The sequence below is a fragment of the Dysgonomonas termitidis genome, from assembly GCF_054657735.1.
This window is the reverse complement of sequence record NZ_BAAHYD010000002.1, coordinates 2,397,843-2,418,601: the sequence shown is the minus strand read 5'-3', so window position 1 is coordinate 2,418,601 and position 20,759 is coordinate 2,397,843. Positions and strand designations below refer to the sequence as shown.

31 protein-coding genes and 1 tRNA gene are annotated in these 20,759 nt (G+C 43.5%); 10 read left to right on the top strand and 22 right to left on the bottom strand.

Going from position 1 to position 20,759, the window contains the following annotated elements; translation table 11 throughout:
- Positions 1–45 precede the first annotated feature (45 nt).
- On the top strand, positions 46–600 hold the full coding sequence (locus ACYQ3L_RS14245; protein ID WP_379995022.1) for a hypothetical protein: 555 nt from the start codon (positions 46–48) through the stop codon (positions 598–600).
- Positions 601–846: 246 nt separating this feature from the next.
- Here the strand turns inward: ACYQ3L_RS14245 and ACYQ3L_RS14240 are convergent, their stop codons facing one another.
- The 8 genes from ACYQ3L_RS14240 to ACYQ3L_RS14205 all read right to left on the bottom strand — a co-directional run bounded on the left by ACYQ3L_RS14240 (position 847) and on the right by ACYQ3L_RS14205 (position 5,876).
- Positions 847–1,230, bottom strand: a complete 384-nt coding sequence (locus tag ACYQ3L_RS14240) for an HAD family hydrolase (RefSeq protein ID WP_379995025.1) — start codon at positions 1,228–1,230, stop codon at positions 847–849.
- The gene (locus ACYQ3L_RS14235) at positions 1,227–1,475 is read right to left on the bottom strand and encodes a hypothetical protein (RefSeq protein WP_379995027.1); all 249 of its coding nucleotides are present in this window, start codon (positions 1,473–1,475) and stop codon (positions 1,227–1,229) included. Before ACYQ3L_RS14235 ends, ACYQ3L_RS14240 begins: the two co-directional genes overlap by 4 nt.
- A 2-nt stretch (positions 1,476–1,477) precedes the next feature.
- A complete protein-coding gene (locus ACYQ3L_RS14230; RefSeq protein WP_379995029.1) occupies positions 1,478–1,738 on the bottom strand; it encodes a hypothetical protein in 261 nt (86 codons plus the stop codon).
- 2 nt (positions 1,739–1,740) lie between these two features.
- Positions 1,741–2,397, bottom strand: coding sequence for a DUF3164 family protein (locus tag ACYQ3L_RS14225; RefSeq protein WP_379995031.1), 657 nt, complete (start codon positions 2,395–2,397; stop codon positions 1,741–1,743).
- A gap of 26 nt (positions 2,398–2,423) precedes the next feature.
- The gene (locus tag ACYQ3L_RS14220; RefSeq protein ID WP_379995033.1) at positions 2,424–2,639 is read right to left on the bottom strand and encodes a hypothetical protein; all 216 of its coding nucleotides are present in this window, start codon (positions 2,637–2,639) and stop codon (positions 2,424–2,426) included.
- A 58-nt stretch (positions 2,640–2,697) separates the two neighbouring features.
- Positions 2,698–3,159, bottom strand: a complete 462-nt coding sequence (locus ACYQ3L_RS14215) for a hypothetical protein (RefSeq protein WP_379995035.1) — start codon at positions 3,157–3,159, stop codon at positions 2,698–2,700.
- 49 nt (positions 3,160–3,208) lie between these two features.
- Positions 3,209–4,153 (bottom strand): AAA family ATPase, encoded by a 945-nt coding sequence (locus ACYQ3L_RS14210; RefSeq protein ID WP_379995036.1) that lies wholly within the window; start codon positions 4,151–4,153, stop codon positions 3,209–3,211.
- A 94-nt stretch (positions 4,154–4,247) separates the two neighbouring features.
- Positions 4,248–5,876: a DDE-type integrase/transposase/recombinase gene (locus ACYQ3L_RS14205; protein WP_459952429.1), complete on the bottom strand. Its 1,629-nt coding sequence runs from the start codon at positions 5,874–5,876 to the stop codon at positions 4,248–4,250.
- A 519-nt stretch (positions 5,877–6,395) separates the two neighbouring features.
- Here ACYQ3L_RS14205 and ACYQ3L_RS14200 point away from each other — a divergent pair.
- Complete coding sequence (locus ACYQ3L_RS14200; RefSeq protein WP_379995040.1) at positions 6,396–6,614, top strand: hypothetical protein; 219 nt, start codon at positions 6,396–6,398, stop codon at positions 6,612–6,614.
- On the opposite strand, the gene ACYQ3L_RS14195 is transcribed toward ACYQ3L_RS14200, so the two are convergent.
- From ACYQ3L_RS14195 to ACYQ3L_RS14140, 12 genes are all read right to left on the bottom strand, one after another.
- Entirely contained in the window at positions 6,580–6,729 is a 150-nt protein-coding gene (locus ACYQ3L_RS14195) for a hypothetical protein (RefSeq protein ID WP_459952428.1), read from the bottom strand. The two genes, ACYQ3L_RS14200 and ACYQ3L_RS14195, sit on opposite strands and share 35 nt — an antisense overlap.
- A 17-nt stretch (positions 6,730–6,746) precedes the next feature.
- Positions 6,747–6,923, bottom strand: coding sequence for a hypothetical protein (locus ACYQ3L_RS14190; RefSeq protein ID WP_379994908.1), 177 nt, complete (start codon positions 6,921–6,923; stop codon positions 6,747–6,749).
- Positions 6,920–7,165 carry a hypothetical protein gene (locus tag ACYQ3L_RS14185; RefSeq protein WP_379995042.1) on the bottom strand — a complete coding sequence of 82 codons (246 nt, stop codon included), beginning with the start codon at positions 7,163–7,165 and terminating at the stop codon, positions 6,920–6,922. The genes ACYQ3L_RS14190 and ACYQ3L_RS14185 overlap by 4 nt, the downstream gene beginning before the upstream one ends.
- Positions 7,166–7,177: 12 nt before the next feature.
- A complete protein-coding gene (locus ACYQ3L_RS14180; RefSeq protein WP_379995044.1) occupies positions 7,178–7,384 on the bottom strand; it encodes a hypothetical protein in 207 nt (68 codons plus the stop codon).
- Positions 7,374–7,658, bottom strand: a complete 285-nt coding sequence (locus tag ACYQ3L_RS14175) for a hypothetical protein (RefSeq protein ID WP_379995046.1) — start codon at positions 7,656–7,658, stop codon at positions 7,374–7,376. Before ACYQ3L_RS14175 ends, ACYQ3L_RS14180 begins: the two co-directional genes overlap by 11 nt.
- A 5-nt stretch (positions 7,659–7,663) precedes the next feature.
- Entirely contained in the window at positions 7,664–8,089 is a 426-nt protein-coding gene (locus ACYQ3L_RS14170) for a hypothetical protein (protein ID WP_379995048.1), read from the bottom strand.
- A 90-nt stretch (positions 8,090–8,179) separates the two neighbouring features.
- A complete protein-coding gene (locus ACYQ3L_RS14165; protein WP_379995050.1) occupies positions 8,180–8,368 on the bottom strand; it encodes a hypothetical protein in 189 nt (62 codons plus the stop codon).
- Between the two features lie 256 nt (positions 8,369–8,624).
- Positions 8,625–8,810: a hypothetical protein gene (locus ACYQ3L_RS14160; RefSeq protein WP_379995052.1), complete on the bottom strand. Its 186-nt coding sequence runs from the start codon at positions 8,808–8,810 to the stop codon at positions 8,625–8,627.
- Positions 8,811–8,821: 11 nt separating this feature from the next.
- The gene (locus ACYQ3L_RS14155; RefSeq protein WP_379995054.1) at positions 8,822–8,962 is read right to left on the bottom strand and encodes a hypothetical protein; all 141 of its coding nucleotides are present in this window, start codon (positions 8,960–8,962) and stop codon (positions 8,822–8,824) included.
- Positions 8,959–9,195 (bottom strand): hypothetical protein, encoded by a 237-nt coding sequence (locus ACYQ3L_RS14150; protein ID WP_459952427.1) that lies wholly within the window; start codon positions 9,193–9,195, stop codon positions 8,959–8,961. The genes ACYQ3L_RS14155 and ACYQ3L_RS14150 overlap by 4 nt, the downstream gene beginning before the upstream one ends.
- Positions 9,196–9,223: 28 nt before the next feature.
- Positions 9,224–9,421: a hypothetical protein gene (locus ACYQ3L_RS14145; RefSeq protein ID WP_379995058.1), complete on the bottom strand. Its 198-nt coding sequence runs from the start codon at positions 9,419–9,421 to the stop codon at positions 9,224–9,226.
- A gap of 69 nt (positions 9,422–9,490) precedes the next feature.
- Positions 9,491–9,808 (bottom strand): hypothetical protein, encoded by a 318-nt coding sequence (locus ACYQ3L_RS14140; RefSeq protein ID WP_379995060.1) that lies wholly within the window; start codon positions 9,806–9,808, stop codon positions 9,491–9,493.
- Positions 9,809–9,920: 112 nt separating this feature from the next.
- On the opposite strand from ACYQ3L_RS14140, the gene ACYQ3L_RS14135 reads away from it, so the two are divergent.
- The 6 genes from ACYQ3L_RS14135 to ACYQ3L_RS14110 all read left to right on the top strand — a co-directional run bounded on the left by ACYQ3L_RS14135 (position 9,921) and on the right by ACYQ3L_RS14110 (position 13,768).
- Positions 9,921–10,622, top strand: coding sequence for a S24 family peptidase (locus ACYQ3L_RS14135; RefSeq protein WP_379995061.1), 702 nt, complete (start codon positions 9,921–9,923; stop codon positions 10,620–10,622).
- 35 nt (positions 10,623–10,657) lie between these two features.
- A complete protein-coding gene (locus ACYQ3L_RS14130) occupies positions 10,658–11,095 on the top strand; it encodes a hypothetical protein (RefSeq protein ID WP_379995065.1) in 438 nt (145 codons plus the stop codon).
- A 576-nt stretch (positions 11,096–11,671) separates the two neighbouring features.
- Positions 11,672–11,899: a hypothetical protein gene (locus tag ACYQ3L_RS14125; RefSeq protein WP_379995067.1), complete on the top strand. Its 228-nt coding sequence runs from the start codon at positions 11,672–11,674 to the stop codon at positions 11,897–11,899.
- Between the two features lie 727 nt (positions 11,900–12,626).
- Positions 12,627–12,698 (top strand) — tRNA-Glu (locus tag ACYQ3L_RS14120).
- Positions 12,699–12,739: 41 nt separating this feature from the next.
- Entirely contained in the window at positions 12,740–12,994 is a 255-nt protein-coding gene (gene rpsT / locus ACYQ3L_RS14115) for a 30S ribosomal protein S20 (RefSeq protein WP_006799499.1), read from the top strand.
- A gap of 183 nt (positions 12,995–13,177) precedes the next feature.
- Positions 13,178–13,768 (top strand): 30S ribosomal protein S16, encoded by a 591-nt coding sequence (locus tag ACYQ3L_RS14110; protein ID WP_379995069.1) that lies wholly within the window; start codon positions 13,178–13,180, stop codon positions 13,766–13,768.
- A 78-nt stretch (positions 13,769–13,846) separates the two neighbouring features.
- Here the strand turns inward: ACYQ3L_RS14110 and hemW are convergent, their stop codons facing one another.
- Positions 13,847–14,977 (bottom strand): radical SAM family heme chaperone HemW, encoded by a 1,131-nt coding sequence (gene hemW, locus ACYQ3L_RS14105; RefSeq protein ID WP_379995071.1) that lies wholly within the window; start codon positions 14,975–14,977, stop codon positions 13,847–13,849.
- A gap of 58 nt (positions 14,978–15,035) precedes the next feature.
- Positions 15,036–16,847, bottom strand: coding sequence for an AMP-dependent synthetase/ligase (locus ACYQ3L_RS14100; RefSeq protein ID WP_379995073.1), 1,812 nt, complete (start codon positions 16,845–16,847; stop codon positions 15,036–15,038).
- A 225-nt stretch (positions 16,848–17,072) separates the two neighbouring features.
- Here ACYQ3L_RS14100 and ACYQ3L_RS14095 point away from each other — a divergent pair, with 225 nt between their 5' ends.
- Both ACYQ3L_RS14095 and ACYQ3L_RS14090 read left to right on the top strand, forming a co-directional pair.
- On the top strand, positions 17,073–18,596 hold the full coding sequence (locus tag ACYQ3L_RS14095; protein WP_379995075.1) for a lipopolysaccharide biosynthesis protein: 1,524 nt from the start codon (positions 17,073–17,075) through the stop codon (positions 18,594–18,596).
- A gap of 40 nt (positions 18,597–18,636) precedes the next feature.
- On the top strand, positions 18,637–20,757 hold the full coding sequence (locus tag ACYQ3L_RS14090) for a S46 family peptidase (RefSeq protein WP_379995078.1): 2,121 nt from the start codon (positions 18,637–18,639) through the stop codon (positions 20,755–20,757).
- Positions 20,758–20,759: the final 2 nt, after the last annotated feature.

Below are 20,759 nucleotides of genomic sequence, written 5' to 3'. Positions count from 1 at the left end.
CGTAATTGGCACATTTTCATATTGGCATATTAACACATTGATATTATGAAAATTTTATACAAGGCCATACTCTCGGCCTTTGAAAAAGAGAATAACCTGTACGACAATAACCCGGACAAATCCCTGTTCCGGCAGATCGACGCCGAGCCGCCGGTACTGATAGACCTGTTCGACAGCCAACCCGAAATGCCTGACCAGTTCGAGGGGTTTAAATGCCCGGCGCTGTTTATCGACTACTCCATAGCCTGGGAGCGCAACGGCTCGTTAAGGATAGGTACGCTTACGTTGGAAGCGCATGTCGTTACCGACGCGATGGAGAACACAACGAACATATCCGGGCTTCCTGACGATTGCAAAAAGATCAACTATTACGAGACTTGTGTCAATATCCTCGAAGGTATTGCCACGGAAGAAACCTCACAACTGATCCTGAGGCATGAGCGCCCGCAATCGACCGACTATTTCAACTATCATATTCTTACATTCGAGTGCACCATCAGCCGGAAGATCACAGGCGCGCGACGCTATGTCGACGGCACGATAGAAGACATTCCGATCGTAGGCAATATCAAAGAACGCCTTACGTTCGACATACCATAAAAAAAGGTGAGCAGATCTGCTCACCTTTTTTTATCCCGCCTAGCGCCATTGGCACATTGGCATATTTACTAATTAGCACATTAAACTATCTCCGCCTGCCTCACGAACCCGAATTCTTTACACAGTCGCTCAACCGCCTTCCGGTGCATCTTATTTATATCGGCCTCGTTCTGGTATTCGTAGAAAATAGTCCGCGTCTCGGTGTTGATTTTCACCCCCCCCGATTTGCGAAGCCTGTAGATTATATCACGTACTTTCCTTTCCATGTTGCAACTGTTTATAATCTGCTTCCAATTTTTCCACATAATCCAATATATCCGGCCAGGATGGCAATCCGCCCACCTGCTTGTCATCTATATACAGATGTGCCGATATTTTGCGGGAGTTAGCGTTGTGTATCTCCGTTTGCGCAGGGTTGTTATCGTTCACCCTGTCGAAAGGGATATTATTTTCCAGCAGCCAGTTAACGGCGTCGCGTTGCGCGTCACCCTCGCGGCACGTCCAGACGATAAGGTAATGCCCTTTATCTTTCAGCGCCTGCATCACATCAGCCGCACAAGGAGCGGGCGCGCCGATACCCGGCCATTCCCCTGTGTGCAGCGTTCCGTCAAAATCTATTGCGATAATCATCCGTTGTTCTCTTCTTTTTCGGCGTCCTTCGCAATAACAAACAGGGCGAATGCCATTGTCATACCCATCTCCGACTCTTTGTCGCCGTCGCTCATCTCGCTGACGTCTACCGCCAGCGGCTCATCGCGGTTGTAAAACTTCTTATCCTGTTCCTCCGGGCTAAGCGTTAAGCCCAGCATCGAGGCCGCCATACTTACGTGGCACTCGTCCACGATCAGGCGCACGCATAATTCTTTCTTTGCCATAATCAATCGTTTATAAAATCATTAATATTATTAACTATACAGACGCCTTCCATAATTTCCACGCTATCGACAGACACTATCGCTATCGCATGCGGGTGATGTTTCTCATTCAGGAACTTAATAAGGGGCAAAGCCGCCTCCCGTAATTCCTGATCAGCTTCGGCCCGGGCCTTTTCCCTGTCCGCTTTCATCTTCGCCTTAATATGTTCCGGCAGGGCTTCCTGTGCCTCCCGGTCGAATGTGATACATTTAATGTTACCCATGATTATAACCTGTTGAAGTTAATTTCTATCTTACGCCATACACCCAACGTATCCTTTTGTGAGAAATAAAAGTTCGTCGCTGTGCCCTCTATTGTGTTCGATTCCTTGAACAACTGCATGATGTCGCTGTACTCGGCGTTGTTAAACTTCTGTTCCATGTCGTACAGCTTGCTGATCGACTTATAATCGAAATCCCCGTACCTGTTACGCTCCAGCAACGTCATTGCCAACTGGTACATCGGATCATCCGTGCCCCGGTCGGAGCCATCTATCCAGCCCTGGAGAAACTCGATCAGGCGGGAGGCGGCCACATTGGCACGCTCATCAAAACCTTTCACTTTATTGGATTTTACTTCGATTTTAAAATTATCGTGTTCTACTTTATAATTCAGTTGGCCTTCATTGCGCAACTGGGCGTATTCCTTCATCACCTCATAAAATACCCCGCATTCTTTCACCACAAAGTCAAACAGGGCTTTCACGTCGTCCGACATTGTCAATATCCGGGCGGATATCGACTTCACAAAATCAGCCTTCAATGTTTCGTACGCTTCCCTGCGCTTTTGCATCCGGGTATTCCTGTCGCTTTGCAACTCGTGCAGGAGCGCGTCCTTTTGCTCCTGTGTCAACATGGACACGTCTATTAATTTTTCACTCATAACTTAAAATTTATTTGGTCAATACTCTAAAAATCATCATCGTCAAACAGGCTTTTTTGCCTTTTCTTTTCTGTTTCTTCTTTGGCCCGGCGCGCTTCTATTTCCGCCAGTTCTTTTTTGTATGGCGTACCCAGGTAATCATAGAATGTCGACCTGGAGATAAAGTGCCGGGGATAGATATAATTCCGGTAGATATAGTCCACCGGCCAGTTCTTCTCATACCGGAGGTATATCTCGTTCACATCCTTTATTTTAAGTAATATATTATATCTGTTGTAACCTGAGGCCATCGCTTTTTTATTAGTTCATTATCGCCTTTATAAGCATCTCCTGGCGCTTATTGTTATGCCACTCCAGTAACTTATGTACCTGGCGGCTGAATTTCTTCAGTTCCTCCAGGCTCATGTTTTTGAGCGTCTTGCCCTCGCCGGCATACCGTACCACAAAGTTGTTCACCTCCGACCAGTCCCGGTTTTTTACCGTAACGCCCTGTTCCTGCATGGCACGCAGTATCAGGCTGCGGTATTTACGTTTCTTTACCTCTGTCTCCGCGTCAGCCTGCTCCCTCACCTCCGGGGAGGGTTGGGGAGGGGCCGCTTTACGTTCCAGGTCGGCCAGCATATACCGGAAGCCTGTAGCATCCACGCGCTTAAATTCACGCAGGGAGGCCGTTCTTTTTCCGCTGTACGACAGTACGATCTCTTCCTTGTCCGCGTAAGGCAATTGCTTCAAAAGGGCGTAAAACTTTGCAAAATCGCTCATAATTACATTTTTTTTAATTGCCACATTGGCATATTTACTAATCGGCACATTATAATGAGCTTAATATCCCTATCTTATCCCTTATTATCCTCAGGTTGCGCTTCTTAAATGCCTGGTCGATAATTTCCTCCCGGTGGCTCAGCAGCGTTTCGGGTAGGTTCAGGTCGGTTATTTTCTCTATATCGGAGTTCAGGATCAGGTTCATGCGGGCCTGGTTCTCTATTTTCGACAGCTTCGCACTCTGGTAGTTGAGCGTCAGGAACTCGCTGCCCGTGCGGCTGAAATATTCCGCGTAACTCGGCTTTCTCAGGCGCAGCCCGTCATCCATGCGCTTCATCAGGTTGTCGGCGCCGATGTGCAGCACGCCCAGCGACAAATGGTCGCCCCGGTCGGCCTTGTTATACAGCGACTTCATCAGGGTGATTATCTGGTCGTGCGTGTCCCCGAATTCATCCAGTATCAGCAACGGGTCTTTTATCAATAGCAGTTCGTTTGTCGCGTCTACCCACATCTGCCGCAGCGAACTGCGCCGCTCGATACCGAACTGCATGGCCAGGGCTTTTATAAATTCCGGTTTCGTCTCGCAATCAGAGCATTTTATGTAAAATACCGAGCCTTTATTCCTTTTGGCAAACTGCTCGGCGGAGTATGTCTTTCCCAGGCTGGCATGGTCGCACACGGTACGCCACACGCCGTGGTTCTTGCACATCTCCAGGTATGCCGTCATAGTCTCGTACGCATGTGTCCGAGCCGTTTGCCAGTGTCCGTCGCCCAGCAGGTTGAAATATCCGGCGAGCGTCAGCCAGGTGGCGTCTTTTATCACATTGCGTTTATCCTCTTTCTTTATCTGCGACAGGGCCGCTTTGTCGAAAGGGATATTGAGCAGGTTTTTGATATACCTGGCATACTTGTTCTGTGAATCATAGCCGCGTTCCTTCATATCCTGAAGCAGGGCGTCTACTACTTTTTGCTTTATTTGCGCTGTTACCTCCATATTTTTTTATTTAAAAATTAGTAAATTATTTAAGCTAATAGCTGTTAGCTAATAGCCAATAGCTTTTTTTTAAATTGGCACATCGGCATATTAATCACATTCCCATCAGGGCCGCCCGCCGTGCGTCGATTGTTTCGTCCGCCATTCCGTTGCGGGTATCTTCCGCCGATCCCTGCACGTCGTTCCATTCCTTTTTAGGCATATCCTGCCATCCGAAACCGTCCGTGCCGGTAGCTTTTAAATCCTGTTTAAACAGTATCTCACGCTGGCGTTCCATCTCTTTCATGGCATGTTCATAACCATATTGTTCCTGCTTGGCGATAAACTGCCTGATCTTTGCGGCGTCTCCCGGCCTTAGCTTCATATCAGCCGCACAGGCGGCGAATTTATCTTTCTCGTGCGCCGTGGCTACCAGCTTGTTTTTCTGGTACAGCGTGATAAAGTCCGGGGAGAGCGGATTGATACGAACATTAAATTGCTCACCTACGTACAGCCCATTAAACATAAAGTCGCCGATACTGTCCGCGTCGGGAACGATGTAATTTCTTTTCACACCGCCCAGCGTAATGGTGATACCTTGCTGTTTGTATTCGTAGGGTTGTTTCAGTTGGCCCATAAACAGGCTGATTTTCTCGAAGTAGTTCAGTTCCACGCGGTCGGCATGCGGTTTCATATACCGTGCGATCTTCGACTCCCCGGTAAACTGTCCGTATTTGTTGCGTTTCTCGCCCCGTTCGTTCCATTTGCTTACAGCCTCGTCAAACAGGGAGATAATATCGCTTTCAGTCTTAAACCGGTTTTCTTTTTTCAGCCTGGCGAGCAGTTCCGGGTTCGCCTTCGAGTTTTCCGAACGTGTGTTTATGTTTCCGCCCTTGAATTCCTCGTACAGCCTCAATACACGCTGCTGGAAATGGCCGATATATGTTTCTATATACTTGTGGTTTCCCGAATTCGGCATACAGGGGAAGTGTACGCGGCTCATATTTGACATTACGCCCTGCATCGCGTCGCTCACATTGGCTTTCCCTGCATCGTACTGCAACTGGTAGGGTTTGTAACCGTACTTGTCGATTGCCATCTTCAGGGCTTCGGCGATCATCCCGGTACTTTCCGAGAACGCCACCGAGTAGCCCAGGATCGCGGAGCTATGCACATCGGCCACGAAATACACGTACAAATCCGATTTTATCTTGCCGTTCGCGTCTTTATAATACAACTGCATCGACGTACCGTCCAGCGACCACAGGGCGTCCGGGCGGCTTGGGAGTTCGCGTTCTATCTGCGGCTGGAATTTCAGGTCGGAATATACTTTTCCGTGTCGCGCATACGACCACACGCGCTCATGCATCGGCCTGTTCAGGTGTTGCTTGATGGCCGAGACTGTCAGCAGCGGTAAGCCCTTTTCCTGCGCCCATGAGTTATAAAACAGCCCTATATCCTCGAAAGAGAATTTCAACGGACTGCCGGCCAGCTCCATCAGCTTGGCATGTACCGCGCCTTTTATGGCCTCCCGGTTCGCATTCCCGAAGTAGCCGCCGATCAGGCAATCAAGGCCTTGCTTCTCATATTCCCGCGCCTTGCGGTCGAGCGTCCGTTCGCTGTTTATCGGCTTCGGAAACTTCACAAAGCCCGCTTTCTGCTCGTTTAAACAGCGTTTAAACACTTCCGCCTGCAACTCGGTCACCGAAGCAAAGCCATAGCCCCGGGCGGTCTTTACCGTCATGCGCCGCCACAGCCTTAGCCATCCGGCGGCGCGGGCGATGCGCTGCACATCCTGCGGGGTGAACAGCTTGCTATCGCTCAGCGCCTTCACCTCTTCGGGGCTTACCTCCACCATATGGTTAAGGTTGCTGCACAGCGTGTCGAGTTCGCGCGCCAGCTTCTCGGCCTCGCGGTTCCTGATCCATAAGGCAGGCTCCACATCCCCGCAGACCAGCGATTTTATAAGGTTTTTGTAAATATCTTTCAGCCCGTCGTAATGCAGGTACACCTTGCGCCCCTCCTTATGGTGAGGCCAGCAGTAGACCAGGCCCTGACGCTGGCGTAACAAACCATCGCCAATTGTACGATCACTTATCCCGCAACCGACCAGCTCGTCCACTGTCACACAAAGTATATTTCTGTTGTACTCCGGCATATGCTGTTTTTACTTTTTTGTTCCCGCCGGTGGCTCGAACACCGGTGCTTGCCTATCGGGAAAATGATTAACTTTGCGCTGTCTAATTCAAAAAAATTAATCATTATGGAGAAAATCATTACCGAAAAATCGGATTTGAGTATCGGAAGCCTTGATAACAAGGAACCTAGCGCCTTTATTGTGCCATTTCCCGAGATAGACAGCCATCTTGCCAAAGGCTGGCGTGTGAAGCAGATGTTCGTTACTCCTTATGGCGTCAACGGAACAGCTAAAGCGACCGATTTGGTTATTACCGTCCATTTAGAAAAGAATGAGGGTCTATAACCTTGAATAATTCAAAAGGGAGTTCTCTCCTGTACACCACAATGCCTATAAACCGGAAATCCACAATAAGCAATTCTCCGGCTTTATAGGCGTGTTTTTTTATTATACTTTTCATACTTACCGGCTTTATGATTATGATTCTATATACGCATCCACCTCCTTAGCGCTCAGGCTATGCGTCTCACCTTTCCTGCCCCTTTCCGTGAAGGAATGCCCCTCTTTGCAATTCCCGTTATACCTTACCTTTACCAGCACGCTGTTGCCGTTATACAGGTAATCCTTTCCCGGCTTTAAGTCTTTTGTTTTCATAGCCATCTATTTTGATTGTCAATAATATACATCTTCAGGTCTGCTATACCTGCCTCCAGTGCTGCCAGCTTGTCGAGTGCCTCGCGAACTCCGGACACAGCGCTCAGGTCATTATGCAACCTGATCGAGTTGTTACAGTCGTGGATAGTCAGCTTCATCTTGCCGTCAGCGTCTATCTTGGCATGGTAACACGCCATGCTGTTAGGGCTTTGGGGTAGTAAAAATCGTTTCTCGTTGTACATAATATCAATTATTTAGTTGTCAATTTCTTGCAGATCGCCATCACCCGTCGCTCCATCCTTATCACCTCCCTGGCCACTTCCCGCCAGTACCTGTTCATCAGGTATGTCATTACACCCATCAGGGCGATAATCCCCCCCCCATACCCTCAGGTCTACGCCTTTGTATGTCGTCAGCATTAATGCCAGCAACCAGCCGGCTATGATCAGTTTAGCTCTCATGGCTTACAGGTATTATGGTTATTATCGTATAGTCGCCGTTGGCGTTGCGTATGTACAGGGCATCATATTTGGCCCATTCGCAGGCAGCGCGGTAGCTTGCGTATATGCCGTTTGCTTTGGCACGGATATCAGGGTTCAGGGCATCGTAGATTTCTTTCAGGCTCTTGCCTTCCTCCAGCATGGATACGGCCTTATCCTTCAGGCCTTGTGCAAACTTGGTGATGTTCTTCCTGTACTGGCTTACATAGTGGCCGTTAACTGTCATTCTTTCCATGTCTTTCAGGCTTTGATTCTATTTTTGCGTTTCGGTTCCTTACAGCCTTCCGCCTCCAGGGCGCGGCTGTATTCGTATTGCAGGGCGTTGTATTTATTTACCAGCCCGTTCCAGTGCTCCATATCCACACCTGTGGCTATGCATTGCTCTATCTGCGCGAGATCGCTCTCTATGTCCTTCACGCTCCGCCGCTTCGGGTTATATACACACGAGCCGCCTGCCGCGTTCCTGTATCCCGGGCTACGGTGATCCCCGCCCCTTGTGCTTTTACTGTTTACTGCTAACTGTTTACTGCCCGGCAATTCCAGTTCTGTCGCCTTTTTTTCTATTAGATAGGGCGATTTATTAATTAAACCCTTCAACGTGTTCACATCCGGGTAATACTTGCGAAGCAAGCGTCTTTCTTTAATATTCCATTGTGGTACTCCCATAATCTTTAATTATTGATTAGTAAATTGTTTAAGCTAATAGCTGTTAGCTAATGGCCGATAGCTTTTTAAATTGGCATATCGGCACATTAGCTAATCGGCACATTGTTTATAATTCGTCCGGTACATCTTCCGCACAAAATCGGCTTTCTCGCCTTTGGCATTTTCAAACAGGGCTTTGCTTACCGTCTGCCGGCAGCACCCGCATAGCCGCGCCAGGTCATTGATATACCCGTGACGCGGTACTTTCTTTGTCGTTTCTTTTTGCTGGTATCTTTCCATATGTATAAAAATTTAAAAATTCTTTGCTCCAGCCGGTGGCTCGAACACCGGTGCTTGCCTATCTGGAAAAATGATTAATTTTGTTGCTACTAAACTTTCAATTATTAATCATTATGGATGAATTTCAAGAAAAATTAGACTGGATCATTAAACACCTTCGCTACACTCAAGCCCTCTGTGAAATAATTATTGAGAATCTTCCCGAATCTGATAAAAACGAATTGATAAGGAAAGCGCACGAGAGGGCCAAAGAGATTTAGTATTTGGCCTGTGATCTACTGGCTCCGTTATCGCGATTCCTGATCCCGTATTTTTCGGGCGTATACACAACCTTTCTCATCAGCAGAATACCACACAGCCGGTATTCTGTTTGTGAGCCTATAACCTGCGAGCCGAAAACAGGTGATTTTTCGATTATCGGCTCTGTAACTTTTGTTATCATAATAGAATAAATTAGTTAATCAACTTGATTATTAATACTACGATCGATACGATCAATGCTATTGAACTCAAAAGCGTATTACCGGTAAAACCCTTTCCATAATTATTATGGAATCCGGCTTTATAGGCGTGTTTTTTTATTATGCTTTTCATAAATTATTTATTTGATTACCTGCCCTTTCGTCATATATCATATGCAGTATCTCCAGCGTATCCGCGTCGACTATAGCCACGCGCATGTAGTATTCCTTGCAGGCATTCAGGAAGCCTCCACACCAGGCGTTTTTCTCTTCGTATTGCGCCACCACATTTTTTACAGTACACTCCAGGCTGGTTATAGGGCATTCCCTGCCGATGCGAATCTGATCAGCTCTGTTATGCTCCATGACTCTGATTTTTAATATTTCAGCCATATCAGTACGTCAGTTTAATGCTATACCCGTTCCCCTTGGTAATTCCACTTACAAACCACGCCGGATCACACGACAGCCCGTGATATATTATTGCCGGCTTATTACCCTCTATTACCTTTCTTAGCAGCCAGCTGGCAATCGCCAGCTCGCCCTTGCGCACCAGGTGCATGTGTATCATCCAAAAATTGTTTGTTTTCATCCTTTCTTTATTTTTTGTTATATTTATCTCAAAATCTATATATCATGTATAATTTTCACATCGACATCTTCACATACTCATCAGAGCACTATGACGGAGATCACGGGAAGCATCTGACTGAGGTATGCCTGCCTGTTTTGACAGATTTATGCGAACTTTTTTCTTGCCAACTCGAATACTCAATCCTACCGTTACCGGTTCCTCGCCCTCAATCTCCACTTTTATACACACCTCATCTACTGAAAGTACGTATCCACAGGACGTTGACTCAGAAGGATAATATTTTCCACTTACTAAAGGTTTTTGACGGTGCCTGCGGCGTCCTTTCAAATTATCCTCACATAGACTCTTGCAGGATGACGCTTGTTTAATCCAGTTATTCCTCATATTCTTTATTTTTTAGTATATTTACAGCCGAGTAACATTTGTTATTCGAATACAAATATAATAGCTTAATTTCTATTATCAAACAATTTAGTAGCTTATTTTCTATCTAAATATGAATACAAGGGAAAGAATATTAAAATATATTGAAAGTAAAAACATTAGCAAATATAGATTCTATAAAGATGTTGGCTTATCTAACGGATATCTTGATAAAGAAGGGAATGTTGGTAGTGATGTATGCGAGAAAATAAGCTATCAATATAATGATCTAAGTATCGAATGGCTTATTACGGGGCGAGGCGAAATGCTAAAGTCAGAGAAAAAGCCGGAAATAAAAAAATATAATATAGACGACAGTCTCTCTTCAATAGTCGCTGAACCTGAAAATAAAATTGAAGGGGAAACGGTTATACCTCTTTACGATATCAATGCGGCCGCGGGTATGCGCCTGCTATTCGAGAGTGGGAAGCAGAATATAATCGACACGATCAAGATTCCGTATATTACAAAGAGCGACGGCGCTATTTTTATTACAGGGGATAGTATGTACCCGTTGATGAAGTCGGGCGACATCGCAGTATATAGGCAGATTCATAGCCTCGATTACTTGCATTACGGAGACATCTACATCGTGTCATATTCAGTCGAGGGTGACGAGTATGTCGTAATTAAGTATGTCCAGCGATCGGATAAGAAGGATCACCTGAAACTGGTATCTTACAACGAACACTACAACCCGGTTGATATTCCGATATCCTCCGTTATGGCAATAGCCATCGTTCAGGCGAACATCAGATATAATACAATGACATAATAAGTAAATATAGTTGTATATCTTAATTATATTTTATGGAATATTTCTTGACAAAGGTCGTTCTTTTTATAAAAGAAACATTTAGTGTAAAGGAAAACAGGGTTATAGCCTTTCGCCTATTGTGTGGTATAGCTATCATTTGTGGAGGTATATATCTTACTGAATCCTGCAAGTCGTGCGCCTCATCTTCTTCATATTCATATGATGTTAGGTTTGATGCATATGTTACGGCTAAAGGATTTATTGAAAAGACACTTAAGGCTCCATATTCAGCTAAGTACCAAAAATACGACAACTGCAATATAACCATATCAGGTAATATATATACAGTAAGCATGTATGTCGATGCTCAAAATCCATTAGGGGTCATGCTGCGTTGTGATTATACAGTTATAATGGAGTTGTCCGGCAGTAAATGGATTGCAAAAAGTATTATGGCAGATGGAATAGAATATCTCAAATATAGTAATTAAAAGTAATAACGTTTTTCTATAAAAAAATGCGTATCTAAATGCGTATCTAAATGCGGATCTATTCGTCAAAATACATCAAAAAAATGTAGGAGAAAATGTAGGAGTATCATAAAATACATGAAAAAGGCCCGCTAATTACGGGTCTTTTGCTATTTCCGGCTTCTTTTTCCGTTGTTTGCCCCCGCTCGCGCGGACGTCTCCCCCGCTCGCGCGGACGTCTCGTCCGTGTGTTTTATCTATCTTAAAATCCAATAATGATAAAATACCCCGCTCGCGCGGACGTCTCGTCCGTGTGTTTTATCTATCTTAAAATCCAATAATGATAAAATACCCCGCTCGCGCGGACGTCTCGTCCGTATGTTTTATCTATCTTAAAATCCCCCCCCGCTCGCGCGGACGTCTCGTCCGTGTGTTTTATCTATCTTAAAATCCAATAATGATAAAATAATATACTATATTTGCATAATTATTTTTCATTTTGCAAATATGAAAGTTTTCGTCTGTATCCGGCAAAAGCCGCTAAAGGTTACAACATACACATCTCTCACGGCGTTATATGAGGCCAATAGGGCCATTTTGCGCGTCTCTAAGTCCACGCTCGACAAATACGACTTCGATGCCTTCCCATTCATCACCAGTCGCATTATAATAGCCAAAACGGAAACACAAACTACTGGCGACGTCCGCCGCATTGTACAGGAAGAATATCAAAAAACTTTCGAAGCTGGCGAAGCATCAAGGGGAGAGTGGAAGAAGGCTACCGAGACAATCCCGTCCGAGCATCCCTCATACATCCGTCTATAGGAGTTATATAAGAATATTTAAACATTGTTTAATCCCGGTTTAAACTATATATAAAGTATTGCTTTAAACTCTGTTTAAAAACTTCAATCAAAATCAACCAAGTTTAAAGTATTTGTGGGATTTGTTCCGTTTGTACATTATTCATATATTTGTGTTATTCATTTCCAGATAAGGCTTTCAATGTATTTTAATAAATATATATAATTTGTGGTATTTGAACTGCCCCTTTTAGAGGGGTGAACGGTATGTATTCTGGGCATTTAAGTTAAAAGTATATATAATGAGTAAAACCGAAAGAATCTTTTTCATTTGTAAATTGTATTAATTATAAAAATCAGGTACAAAAATAGCTGTTTTTTGCATAAAGCCAATTATCATTTATCAATATATGGAAAGGTGAGACCTCGAATCTATTTATCGTTTTTTCTGCAACAATAATGGCCGGTTTCAATTAAATAATGTTGCATTAAATACTTTTTTTTATTCATTTAGCCCCTTTCATCGTTCTTTGACAATTTTATTTAAAATAAATTTCGTTTTTGCACAAATGAATTTGTATTTTCGCGACAAATAAATGACATTGAAAATCAATATCATAATAAAATAACTAAAATTAATTTCAAAAAAATAGCATCAAACATTTGCAAGTAATCAAAAATGAATTACCTTTGCATCCGCAATCGAAGGAGAAAGCAGCTGTAAAAACAGAACGGAAACTCCGCAGGATGGCCCATTCGTCTATCGGTTAGGACGCAAGATTTTCATTCTTGAAAGAGGGGTTCGACTCCCCTATGGGCTACAAAATAAAATACAAAAATTAAAAAATAAGGATTAGTCAACATGGCAAATCATAAATCAGCAGAAAAGAGAATCAGACAAGCCGAAGTAAGACGCTTGAGAAACAGATATTCAGCAAGAACAACCCGTAATGCAGTTAGAAAGTTCCGTACGCTGACTGATAAGGCTGAAGCACAAAAATTGTATCCTTCGGTATGTTCTATGCTTGACAGACTGGCTAAAAAGAACGTTATCCACAAAAACAAAGCGGGTAACCTGAAATCTAAATTAGCTGCTCACGTTAAATCATTAGCATAAGATACTAATATAAGAACTGTCAATATAAAACAGAGGCTAAGCTCTACGGAGTTTGGCCTTTTTTAAATTCATATCCGACAGAATAAACAGGCAATATTCCATTGTATTCCAAAAACTTATTCTTATCTTTGCACCCGCTAATAACAATTATGTATTAATTAATAATTAACAAAAGAAAGAAAAATGGCTACAAAGATCCGTTTACAAAGACGAGGACGTAAAGGTTATCCTTTTTATCACATCGTCATTGCAGATAGCAGAGCTCCACGTGATGGAAAATTTATTGAAAAGGTTGGTTCATATAACCCGAACACAAATCCTGCTACAATAACTATAAATTTCGACAGGGCTTTGTACTGGTTACAAGTTGGTGCTCAACCTACCGACACTACTCGTAACATACTTTCTGAAGAAGGAGTATTGTTAAAGAAACACCTTCTTGGTGGTGTTGCTAAAGGTGCATTTACAGAAGCTGATGCAGAGAAAAAATTCGAAGCATGGAAAGCTGAGAAAGAAAAAGGAACCCAGGCTGTCATCAACAAAAACGAAACAAAAGCTAAAGCTGATGCAAAAGCCCGTTTAGATGCTGAAAAAGCTGCAAATAAGGCTAAAGCAGAAGCAGTAGCACAAAAGAAAGCTGAAGAAAATGCTGCTCAGGCACAAGCTGAAGCAGAGGCTGCTCCGGCTGAAGAAGTTGCTGAAACAGAAGCGCCAGTCGCTGAGGCTCCGGCTACTGAAACAGAAGCTCCGGCTGAAGAAAAAAGTGCTGAATAATATATTGAAAGAAATATCACAGCATATGAAAAGCTCCGGAAATCCGGAGCTTTTTTATTCGGTATGATAATAGCCAGATTATTCTACCCACATCAGGTCGCTCATAATGCCATCCGAGATAAAGATGCCTTCGCGGGTTAGTTTCAATACATTATCATTATTAGTTACGAATCCCTGATTGATATACTTCCGTACATTCTTCATGCAATAATCTTTCATTGATGTACCAAAACGGCTTTCCAGCACAACGAGGTTTACTCCCCACATGGTACGCATGCCAGTCAGTATAAAGTCATTATAACCGGTATTCTTATCAAGATATTCCGTTTCTACGGCCGGATTCCCCTGCCCTATCCCTTCCACATACTTAGAGATAGAGGCAATGTTCCATGCACGGTTCTGCCCGTCAAAAGAATGCGCCGCTGGTCCTAATCCAAGATACTTTTCTCCAAGCCAGTACGAACTATTATGTTTCGAATACAGCCCATTCCGGGCAAAGTTAGATATCTCATAGTGTTGGAATCCGGCATCACTCAGGCTGTCAATCATCGCAGAGAACATCTGCACGCTCAAATCCTCATCCACAGGCTTTACATCGCCCAATTTGAACAAACGGTACAACCGTGTTCCCTGCTCATAAATAAGGTGATAAGACGAGATATGCTGCACACCGAGATTTATAGCCTGTTCCAGATTTCGTTGCCAGATATCCATTGTCTGATTTGGCAGTCCATACATCAGATCGATGCTGATATTGTTATAGTCTGACGACTTACATAAGCTGACCGCATCTATTGCTCTTCCGGCGGAATGTCTGCGCCTGAGGAATTTCAGCTCATTGTCATCGAAACTCTGGATACCAATACTCAGGCGGTTGAAAGGTAGTCCCCGGAGCGTCTCCAAATATTTTGCATCCAGGTCGTCCGGATTGGCCTCCATTGTTATTTCAGCATCAGAGGCAACCGTAAAATTAGCCCGGATGGTATCAAATATTCTTTGGAAGTCCCCGTATGATAATTGGGAAGGCGTTCCTCCTCCGAAATAGATTGTCTTTACTACCTCACTTGAGATGTAGTCTCTGCGCAACTCTATTTCCCTGCATACAGCCGATACATAGTTATGCCTTGGAGACATATCGGTGCGGGTATAAAAATCGCAATAAATGCACCTTGTCTTGCAAAAAGGAACGTGTATATAAATGCCTGCCATGTTTTAGCCGATAGCCGATAGCCATTAGCTGATAGCTATCAGCTAAAAGCTAACAGCGTTATTCTTTATACATCTTGTCGATGATATCTTTATACTTCTCTGCGACAAACTTACGCTTAACCTTCAACGTATTGGTGAGTTCGCCACCTTCCATTGTGAATGGTTCGGGCAGCAGCCAGTATCTCTTAATCTTTTCGTAAGGAGCAAAATTTGCCTGTAACAATTCGATACGGCCATCGAGCATACGCAGGATATCCACATTTGAGAGCAGTTCTTCCAGTTTATCATATTGGATATTGTGAGCCTCTGCATAATCTTCCAATGCTTTATAGTCTGGTACAATCAGGGCGCTGACAAACTTGCGTTCATCCGCTATAACAGCTATCATATCGATAAACTTATCTTCAGACACTTTTGTTTCTATCGCCTGAGGAGCAATATATTTACCGTTAGCTGTTTTGAAAAGATCTTTTATACGCTCGGTCAGAAACAAGACATTTCCTTCCAGTCGTCCGGCATCACCTGTACGGAAATACCCATCCCCGGTAAACACTTTAGCCGTTTCTTCCGGTTTCTTATAATACTCGCGCATAACGGTTTTTCCTTTCACGAGTATCTCGTTGTTTGCAGGATCTATCCTTACATCCACCTCCGGCATAATAGTACCGATGGAACCTATTCTGAATCCTTTTTCCGGATAAAAACTGACTGTCGCACAAGTCTCTGTTAATCCATAACCTATTATTATAGGTATATTTACCGATTGCAGGAACTCATTTATAGAGTCTGACAACGGTGCTCCGGCACATGGAAATATATTGCCGTTCTGGATACCGACCACCATCTTCAACACGCGGAATACAGTATTGTTATATAAGAAGAATTTGATCCTCAGACCAAAAGGCGCACGGATTCCATTGTTCTTATAATCGAGGTTATACCTCTTGCCTGTTTTGATCGCATGAGTGTACAACCACTTCATGACTCCCTTGGAATCAGAAATTTTCTCTTGCACCCCCGCATATACCTTTTCCCAAAAACGGGGAACACTACACATAATCGAAGGCTTGATCTGTTGTATAGACTTCTGTATCTCCTTCGCATCCTGATTAATGGCAATAGTCATACCTTTGTGAAGTGCATAACATGTCCATGCCCGCTCGAAGATATGCGCCAGTGGCAGGAAATTCATCGATACATCTTTGTTGGATGTCATAGCCAGCCTCATATCGTGAATACGGAATACCTGCAAGAAGCAGGAGTGAGGTATCACAACACCTTTAGGCTCGCCTGTTGTACCTGAAGTATATATTATGCAGGCGATATCGTCTTCTTGTCTCGATTTCATGCGTACACGCACAATAACTTCCGTATTGGAATTTTCCCCCGAGGCGATAAAATCATCGAAATAAATAGATGTCTTATCTTCGGGATGGAACTTTACTTTGTTATCGAATACAATTATCCTTTTCAGGACGGAAGATCCGCTCTGCTGCACCTTAAACGCATTATTATATTGGAACTGCTCCCCAGCGAACAACAATTCCACATTCGCATCATTGACTATATACTCCACCTGTGTAGGTGAAGAGGTCGCATATATAGGTACCGATACGCACCTGTTGGCATACGAAGCAAAATCGGCAAAAAGGTACTGAGGCATATTCTGGGAATAAACCGCGACCTTATCGCCCTCATTTACACCTATTTCGGCCATAGCCCATGCCGTCTTCATTACGTTATCTGAAAACTTCTTCCATGAAATACTCTTCCATTTTTTTTCGTAAGGGTTCCTATACTTCAGGGCGGTTCTTTTCCCATATCTGATGGCTTGGCGATGCACCAAAATAGATAAATGATAATAGTTCATGGAAATTCTTTTTGATTCGTAATTCTTGCAAAGGTAGTCTTAAATATGGAAAATATATTATGTAATTGTAATTTTTATAGTTGCACAAACACCCGTTGTTAGGCCAATTAAATCAGGATACATAAACAGTTTGGTATCTCGTTTTCCATAACATGGTAAAAACTTATAACCTATAGCTTATAACTCATAACTTATTTTACTACTTTTGTAGCCAAATAATTTTCTATGGCAGGTAGTGGAATGAAGAGTTTGGCGAAAGATACTGCAATCTACGGATTGAGTAGTATTCTCGGCCGTGTTCTCAACTGGTTTCTGATGCCACTGCACATCAGCATTTTCACCAATACTATAGAATATGGGAAAGTTAGCCGCATATATGGGCTTACGGCACTGTTTCTGGTATTGCTGACTTACGGACTGGAAACGGGTTTCTTCCGATTTATGAATAAAAAGGAAGAAAACGCGGATAAGGTATATTCTACCTCACTGATAACCATAGGCTGCACCTCACTGCTCTTTATATTGTTCTGTATCTGCTTCATTACGCCCATTTCCGAATGGCTCAGATATACGGATCACAGGGAACATATAATGATTATGGCGATCGTGGTTGCCCTGGATGCGTTTATGACCATCCCTTTCGCATACCTGAGACAACAAAAAAGGCCGAAACGGTTTGCCGCGCTGAAACTCGCCTTTATTTTCTTCAATATATTTTTCAATCTGTTCTTCTTAGTATTTTGCCCCTGGATAAAAGAGGCTTACCCCGATTTTATACTCAATAAGTTTTATCATCAGGATATAGGTATAGGGTATATATTTCTGGCTAATCTTATATCTACGCTGGCTGTATTAATCCTGTTGATACCAACAACAATGAAGGGGTTGAAAATAGACTTTGACAAAAGCCTGCTGGGCCGCCTGCTGAAATATTCTTTTCCGCTGCTCATGCTGGGACTGGCAGGAGTTATCAGCCAGACCGTAGCGCAACTGGTGTATCCTTATCTTCCTTTTGATAGTGTCGAAGAAGCCGACCGCCAGTTGGGAATATACAGCGCCTGTGTCAAATTCTCGGTCATAATATCTATGTTCATCCAGGCTTTCCGTTACGCTTATGAGCCTTTCTTTTTCGGGAAAAACAAGGATGGGAAGGACAATACCAGGTCTTATGCGGACGCAATGAAATATTTCATCATATTTGTGCTGCTGATTTTTCTGGTAGTGATGTTCTACATAGATATCATCCAGTATATTATGCATAAAATCGGCCGTAATTATGCCATAGGGTTGGACGTTCTGCCGTATGCCATGATGGGTGAGATATTTTTCGGTATCTATTTCAACCTTTCGGTATGGTACAAGCTGACGGACAAGACCAAATACGGAGCATATTTCTCCATACTGGGATGCATCATACAGGTAGTAATGAATATTGTACTTGTTCCCGTTTACGGCTATATAGCCAGTGCATGGGCTACGTTCGCCTGCAACCTGATAATAGCCGCCATATCGTACTTCATCGGGCAAAAGTATTTCCCTATAAAATATGACCTGAAAAATATATTCCTTTATTTCATTCTGGCAACCGTATTTTATATAGCCGCCATGTATCCGCAGATAGACAATGAATTGCTGCGTATGGGATACCGTACATTATTCCTCATCGCTTTTGCGGCGATTGTGATTAAAAAGGATTTGCCTTTGAGTGAAATACCTCTTATCAACAGATACTTCAAGAAAAATAAATAAAACAAAATACAATTAATAAATCAATAATAATTATAAACCAATGAGAAAGATATTTCTATTTTCAATCCTCTTCCTCTCGGCCCTGTTAGTAAAGGCTGACGAAGGTATGTGGTTGCTGAAAGAGCTGAACAAACAAAGTCTGGCTCGTATGAAAGAACTGGGTTTTTCATTCCCGGCCGATAGTATTTACAGTGAGACAAACCCATCGCTGAAAGATGCGGTGGTAATCTTCGGTGGCGGATGTACCGGAGTTGCCGTTTCTGATCTGGGATTGATCTTCACAAATCATCACTGTGGCTACGGAAATATTCAGAAACTTAGTTCGGTAGAGCACGATTACCTGAAAGACGGCTTTGTCAGTCAGGCATTTGCCGATGAATTACCGGCAGAAGGATTAATGGTTGCTTTCCTGCAAAAGACAGAGGACATCACAGATTTCGTGACCTCCACTTTACTGCCTGATGACAGCGAAGATGTGCGCGACCAAAAGATAGATTCGTTATCGAATATATATTTAGAAAAATATAAAGGGAATGAATTCATACGTGCGCAGGTAGTACCGTTCTATTCCAACAACAAATATTATGCAGTTATATATGATGTCTTCCGCGACGTAAGACTTGTTTTTACTCCGCCTTCATCCGTAGGTAAATTCGGAGGAGAAACCGACAACTGGATGTGGCCACGCCACACAGGCGACTTCTCTGTATTCCGCGTATACGCGAACAAAGACAATCAGGCCGCACGCTACAGCGCCAATAATGTTCCCTACAAGCCTAAATATTCCGTTCCTGTATCCATACAGGGATTCAAGGATAAGGATTATGCCATGACTATCGGTTATCCGGGAAGTACTGAACGCTACATGTCATCGTGGGGTATCAACCAAATGGTAGAATCGGAGCACAAGCCACGCATCGAAGTACGTGGAGCAAAACAGGACATCTGGAAAAAAGCGATGAACGCAAGTGATGCTGTACGCATCAAATATGCCTCTAAATACGCAGGTAGTTCAAACTATTGGAAAAATGCAATGGGCATGAACGAAGCCATTGCAAAGCTGGATGTAATAAAAGATAAAGAAGCCCTTGAAACGAGATTTGCACAATGGGCATCCTCATCGGACAACCAGGCCAAATACGGGGATGTATTACAGATGCTGAAAGAAGGTTATACTTCTACAATGGATGCTGCTAAAATACAGACATACCTGTTCGAAACATTCTACAACGGTATAGAAATAACCCGTTTTGCCAATACAGCCTTGTTTGTCAGCAAAATGGACGAAGGAGATAAAGGCGAAGAATTAAGAAGCCGCATGACTAACGCGTACAAAGACTACGAGCCGTCTCTCGACCGTCAGGTAATGCCTGTATTGCTCAAACTATACGCAGAACGAGTGCCTGCTGCTTACCAACCAGCCATATATGAAACCATCAACAAGAAGTTCAAAGGCGATTATGATAAATACGCCGACTGGTTCTATAAAAATACGAAGCTGACAAGCCTCGACGGAATAGTAAGCCTTATTACCAGCGGTAAAGTTAAAGATATAGAAAAAGATCCTGCGATAGAACTGGCGAAATCGCTTGAGCCATGCCTGAAATTGCTTCAGAAAGACTCTGCCCCATATCACGCGCAAATAGAGAAGGGCGGGCGCTTGTTTATGGCGGGATTGATGGAAATGGAACCAAATAAAGTATTCTCGCCGGACGCCAACTTCACCCAACGCCTCAACTATGGTTCCATTGGCGGATACAAGCCTGCCGATGCTGTAACATACGATTACTATTCTACATCGAAAGGAGTTCTGGAAAAAGAAAATCCGAATGATCCCGAATTTGCAGTACAGGAATATATCCTTAACGACCTGAAAGCAGGTGACTTTGGCCAGTATGCTGACGCGGATGGTAAGATGCATGTAAACTTCTTATCTAACAATGATATAACCGGAGGTAACTCGGGTAGCCCTGTTTTCGATGGAAAAGCTCAACTTATCGGTCTGGCTTTCGACGGTAACTGGGAAGCACTGAGCGGAGACATTGTATTTGAACCGGAAGTGCAACGTACTATCAGCGTGGATATTCGCTATGTACTTTATACAATAGATAAGGTAATGAAATGTCCCCGTTTGATTCAGGAACTGAAAATTATAAAATAAGG

Excerpts from the sequence above, each read along its gene's own strand:
- ACYQ3L_RS14245 (WP_379995022.1), top strand. The coding sequence starts at position 46 with ATGAAAATTTTATACAAGGCCATACTCTCGGCCTTTGAAAAAGAGAAT.
- ACYQ3L_RS14240 (WP_379995025.1), bottom strand. The coding sequence starts at position 1,230 with ATGATTATCGCAATAGATTTTGACGGAACGCTGCACACAGGGGAATGG.
- ACYQ3L_RS14235 (WP_379995027.1), bottom strand. The coding sequence starts at position 1,475 with ATGGCAAAGAAAGAATTATGCGTGCGCCTGATCGTGGACGAGTGCCAC.
- ACYQ3L_RS14230 (WP_379995029.1), bottom strand. The coding sequence starts at position 1,738 with ATGGGTAACATTAAATGTATCACATTCGACCGGGAGGCACAGGAAGCC.
- ACYQ3L_RS14225 (WP_379995031.1), bottom strand. The coding sequence starts at position 2,397 with ATGAGTGAAAAATTAATAGACGTGTCCATGTTGACACAGGAGCAAAAG.
- ACYQ3L_RS14215 (WP_379995035.1), bottom strand. The coding sequence starts at position 3,159 with ATGAGCGATTTTGCAAAGTTTTACGCCCTTTTGAAGCAATTGCCTTAC.
- ACYQ3L_RS14210 (WP_379995036.1), bottom strand. The coding sequence starts at position 4,153 with ATGGAGGTAACAGCGCAAATAAAGCAAAAAGTAGTAGACGCCCTGCTT.
- ACYQ3L_RS14205 (WP_459952429.1), bottom strand. The coding sequence starts at position 5,876 with ATGACGGTAAAGACCGCCCGGGGCTATGGCTTTGCTTCGGTGACCGAG.
- ACYQ3L_RS14200 (WP_379995040.1), top strand. The coding sequence starts at position 6,396 with ATGGAGAAAATCATTACCGAAAAATCGGATTTGAGTATCGGAAGCCTT.
- ACYQ3L_RS14195 (WP_459952428.1), bottom strand. The coding sequence starts at position 6,729 with ATGAAAAGTATAATAAAAAAACACGCCTATAAAGCCGGAGAATTGCTT.
- ACYQ3L_RS14190 (WP_379994908.1), bottom strand. The coding sequence starts at position 6,923 with ATGAAAACAAAAGACTTAAAGCCGGGAAAGGATTACCTGTATAACGGC.
- ACYQ3L_RS14185 (WP_379995042.1), bottom strand. The coding sequence starts at position 7,165 with ATGTACAACGAGAAACGATTTTTACTACCCCAAAGCCCTAACAGCATG.
- ACYQ3L_RS14180 (WP_379995044.1), bottom strand. The coding sequence starts at position 7,384 with ATGAGAGCTAAACTGATCATAGCCGGCTGGTTGCTGGCATTAATGCTG.
- ACYQ3L_RS14175 (WP_379995046.1), bottom strand. The coding sequence starts at position 7,658 with ATGGAAAGAATGACAGTTAACGGCCACTATGTAAGCCAGTACAGGAAG.
- ACYQ3L_RS14170 (WP_379995048.1), bottom strand. The coding sequence starts at position 8,089 with ATGGGAGTACCACAATGGAATATTAAAGAAAGACGCTTGCTTCGCAAG.
- ACYQ3L_RS14165 (WP_379995050.1), bottom strand. The coding sequence starts at position 8,368 with ATGGAAAGATACCAGCAAAAAGAAACGACAAAGAAAGTACCGCGTCAC.
- ACYQ3L_RS14160 (WP_379995052.1), bottom strand. The coding sequence starts at position 8,810 with ATGATAACAAAAGTTACAGAGCCGATAATCGAAAAATCACCTGTTTTC.
- ACYQ3L_RS14155 (WP_379995054.1), bottom strand. The coding sequence starts at position 8,962 with ATGAAAAGCATAATAAAAAAACACGCCTATAAAGCCGGATTCCATAAT.
- ACYQ3L_RS14150 (WP_459952427.1), bottom strand. The coding sequence starts at position 9,195 with ATGGAGCATAACAGAGCTGATCAGATTCGCATCGGCAGGGAATGCCCT.
- ACYQ3L_RS14145 (WP_379995058.1), bottom strand. The coding sequence starts at position 9,421 with ATGAAAACAAACAATTTTTGGATGATACACATGCACCTGGTGCGCAAG.
- ACYQ3L_RS14140 (WP_379995060.1), bottom strand. The coding sequence starts at position 9,808 with ATGAGGAATAACTGGATTAAACAAGCGTCATCCTGCAAGAGTCTATGT.
- ACYQ3L_RS14135 (WP_379995061.1), top strand. The coding sequence starts at position 9,921 with ATGAATACAAGGGAAAGAATATTAAAATATATTGAAAGTAAAAACATT.
- ACYQ3L_RS14130 (WP_379995065.1), top strand. The coding sequence starts at position 10,658 with ATGGAATATTTCTTGACAAAGGTCGTTCTTTTTATAAAAGAAACATTT.
- rpsT (WP_006799499.1), top strand. The coding sequence starts at position 12,740 with ATGGCAAATCATAAATCAGCAGAAAAGAGAATCAGACAAGCCGAAGTA.
- ACYQ3L_RS14110 (WP_379995069.1), top strand. The coding sequence starts at position 13,178 with ATGGCTACAAAGATCCGTTTACAAAGACGAGGACGTAAAGGTTATCCT.
- hemW (WP_379995071.1), bottom strand. The coding sequence starts at position 14,977 with ATGGCAGGCATTTATATACACGTTCCTTTTTGCAAGACAAGGTGCATT.
- ACYQ3L_RS14100 (WP_379995073.1), bottom strand. The coding sequence starts at position 16,847 with ATGAACTATTATCATTTATCTATTTTGGTGCATCGCCAAGCCATCAGA.
- ACYQ3L_RS14095 (WP_379995075.1), top strand. The coding sequence starts at position 17,073 with ATGGCAGGTAGTGGAATGAAGAGTTTGGCGAAAGATACTGCAATCTAC.
- ACYQ3L_RS14090 (WP_379995078.1), top strand. The coding sequence starts at position 18,637 with ATGAGAAAGATATTTCTATTTTCAATCCTCTTCCTCTCGGCCCTGTTA.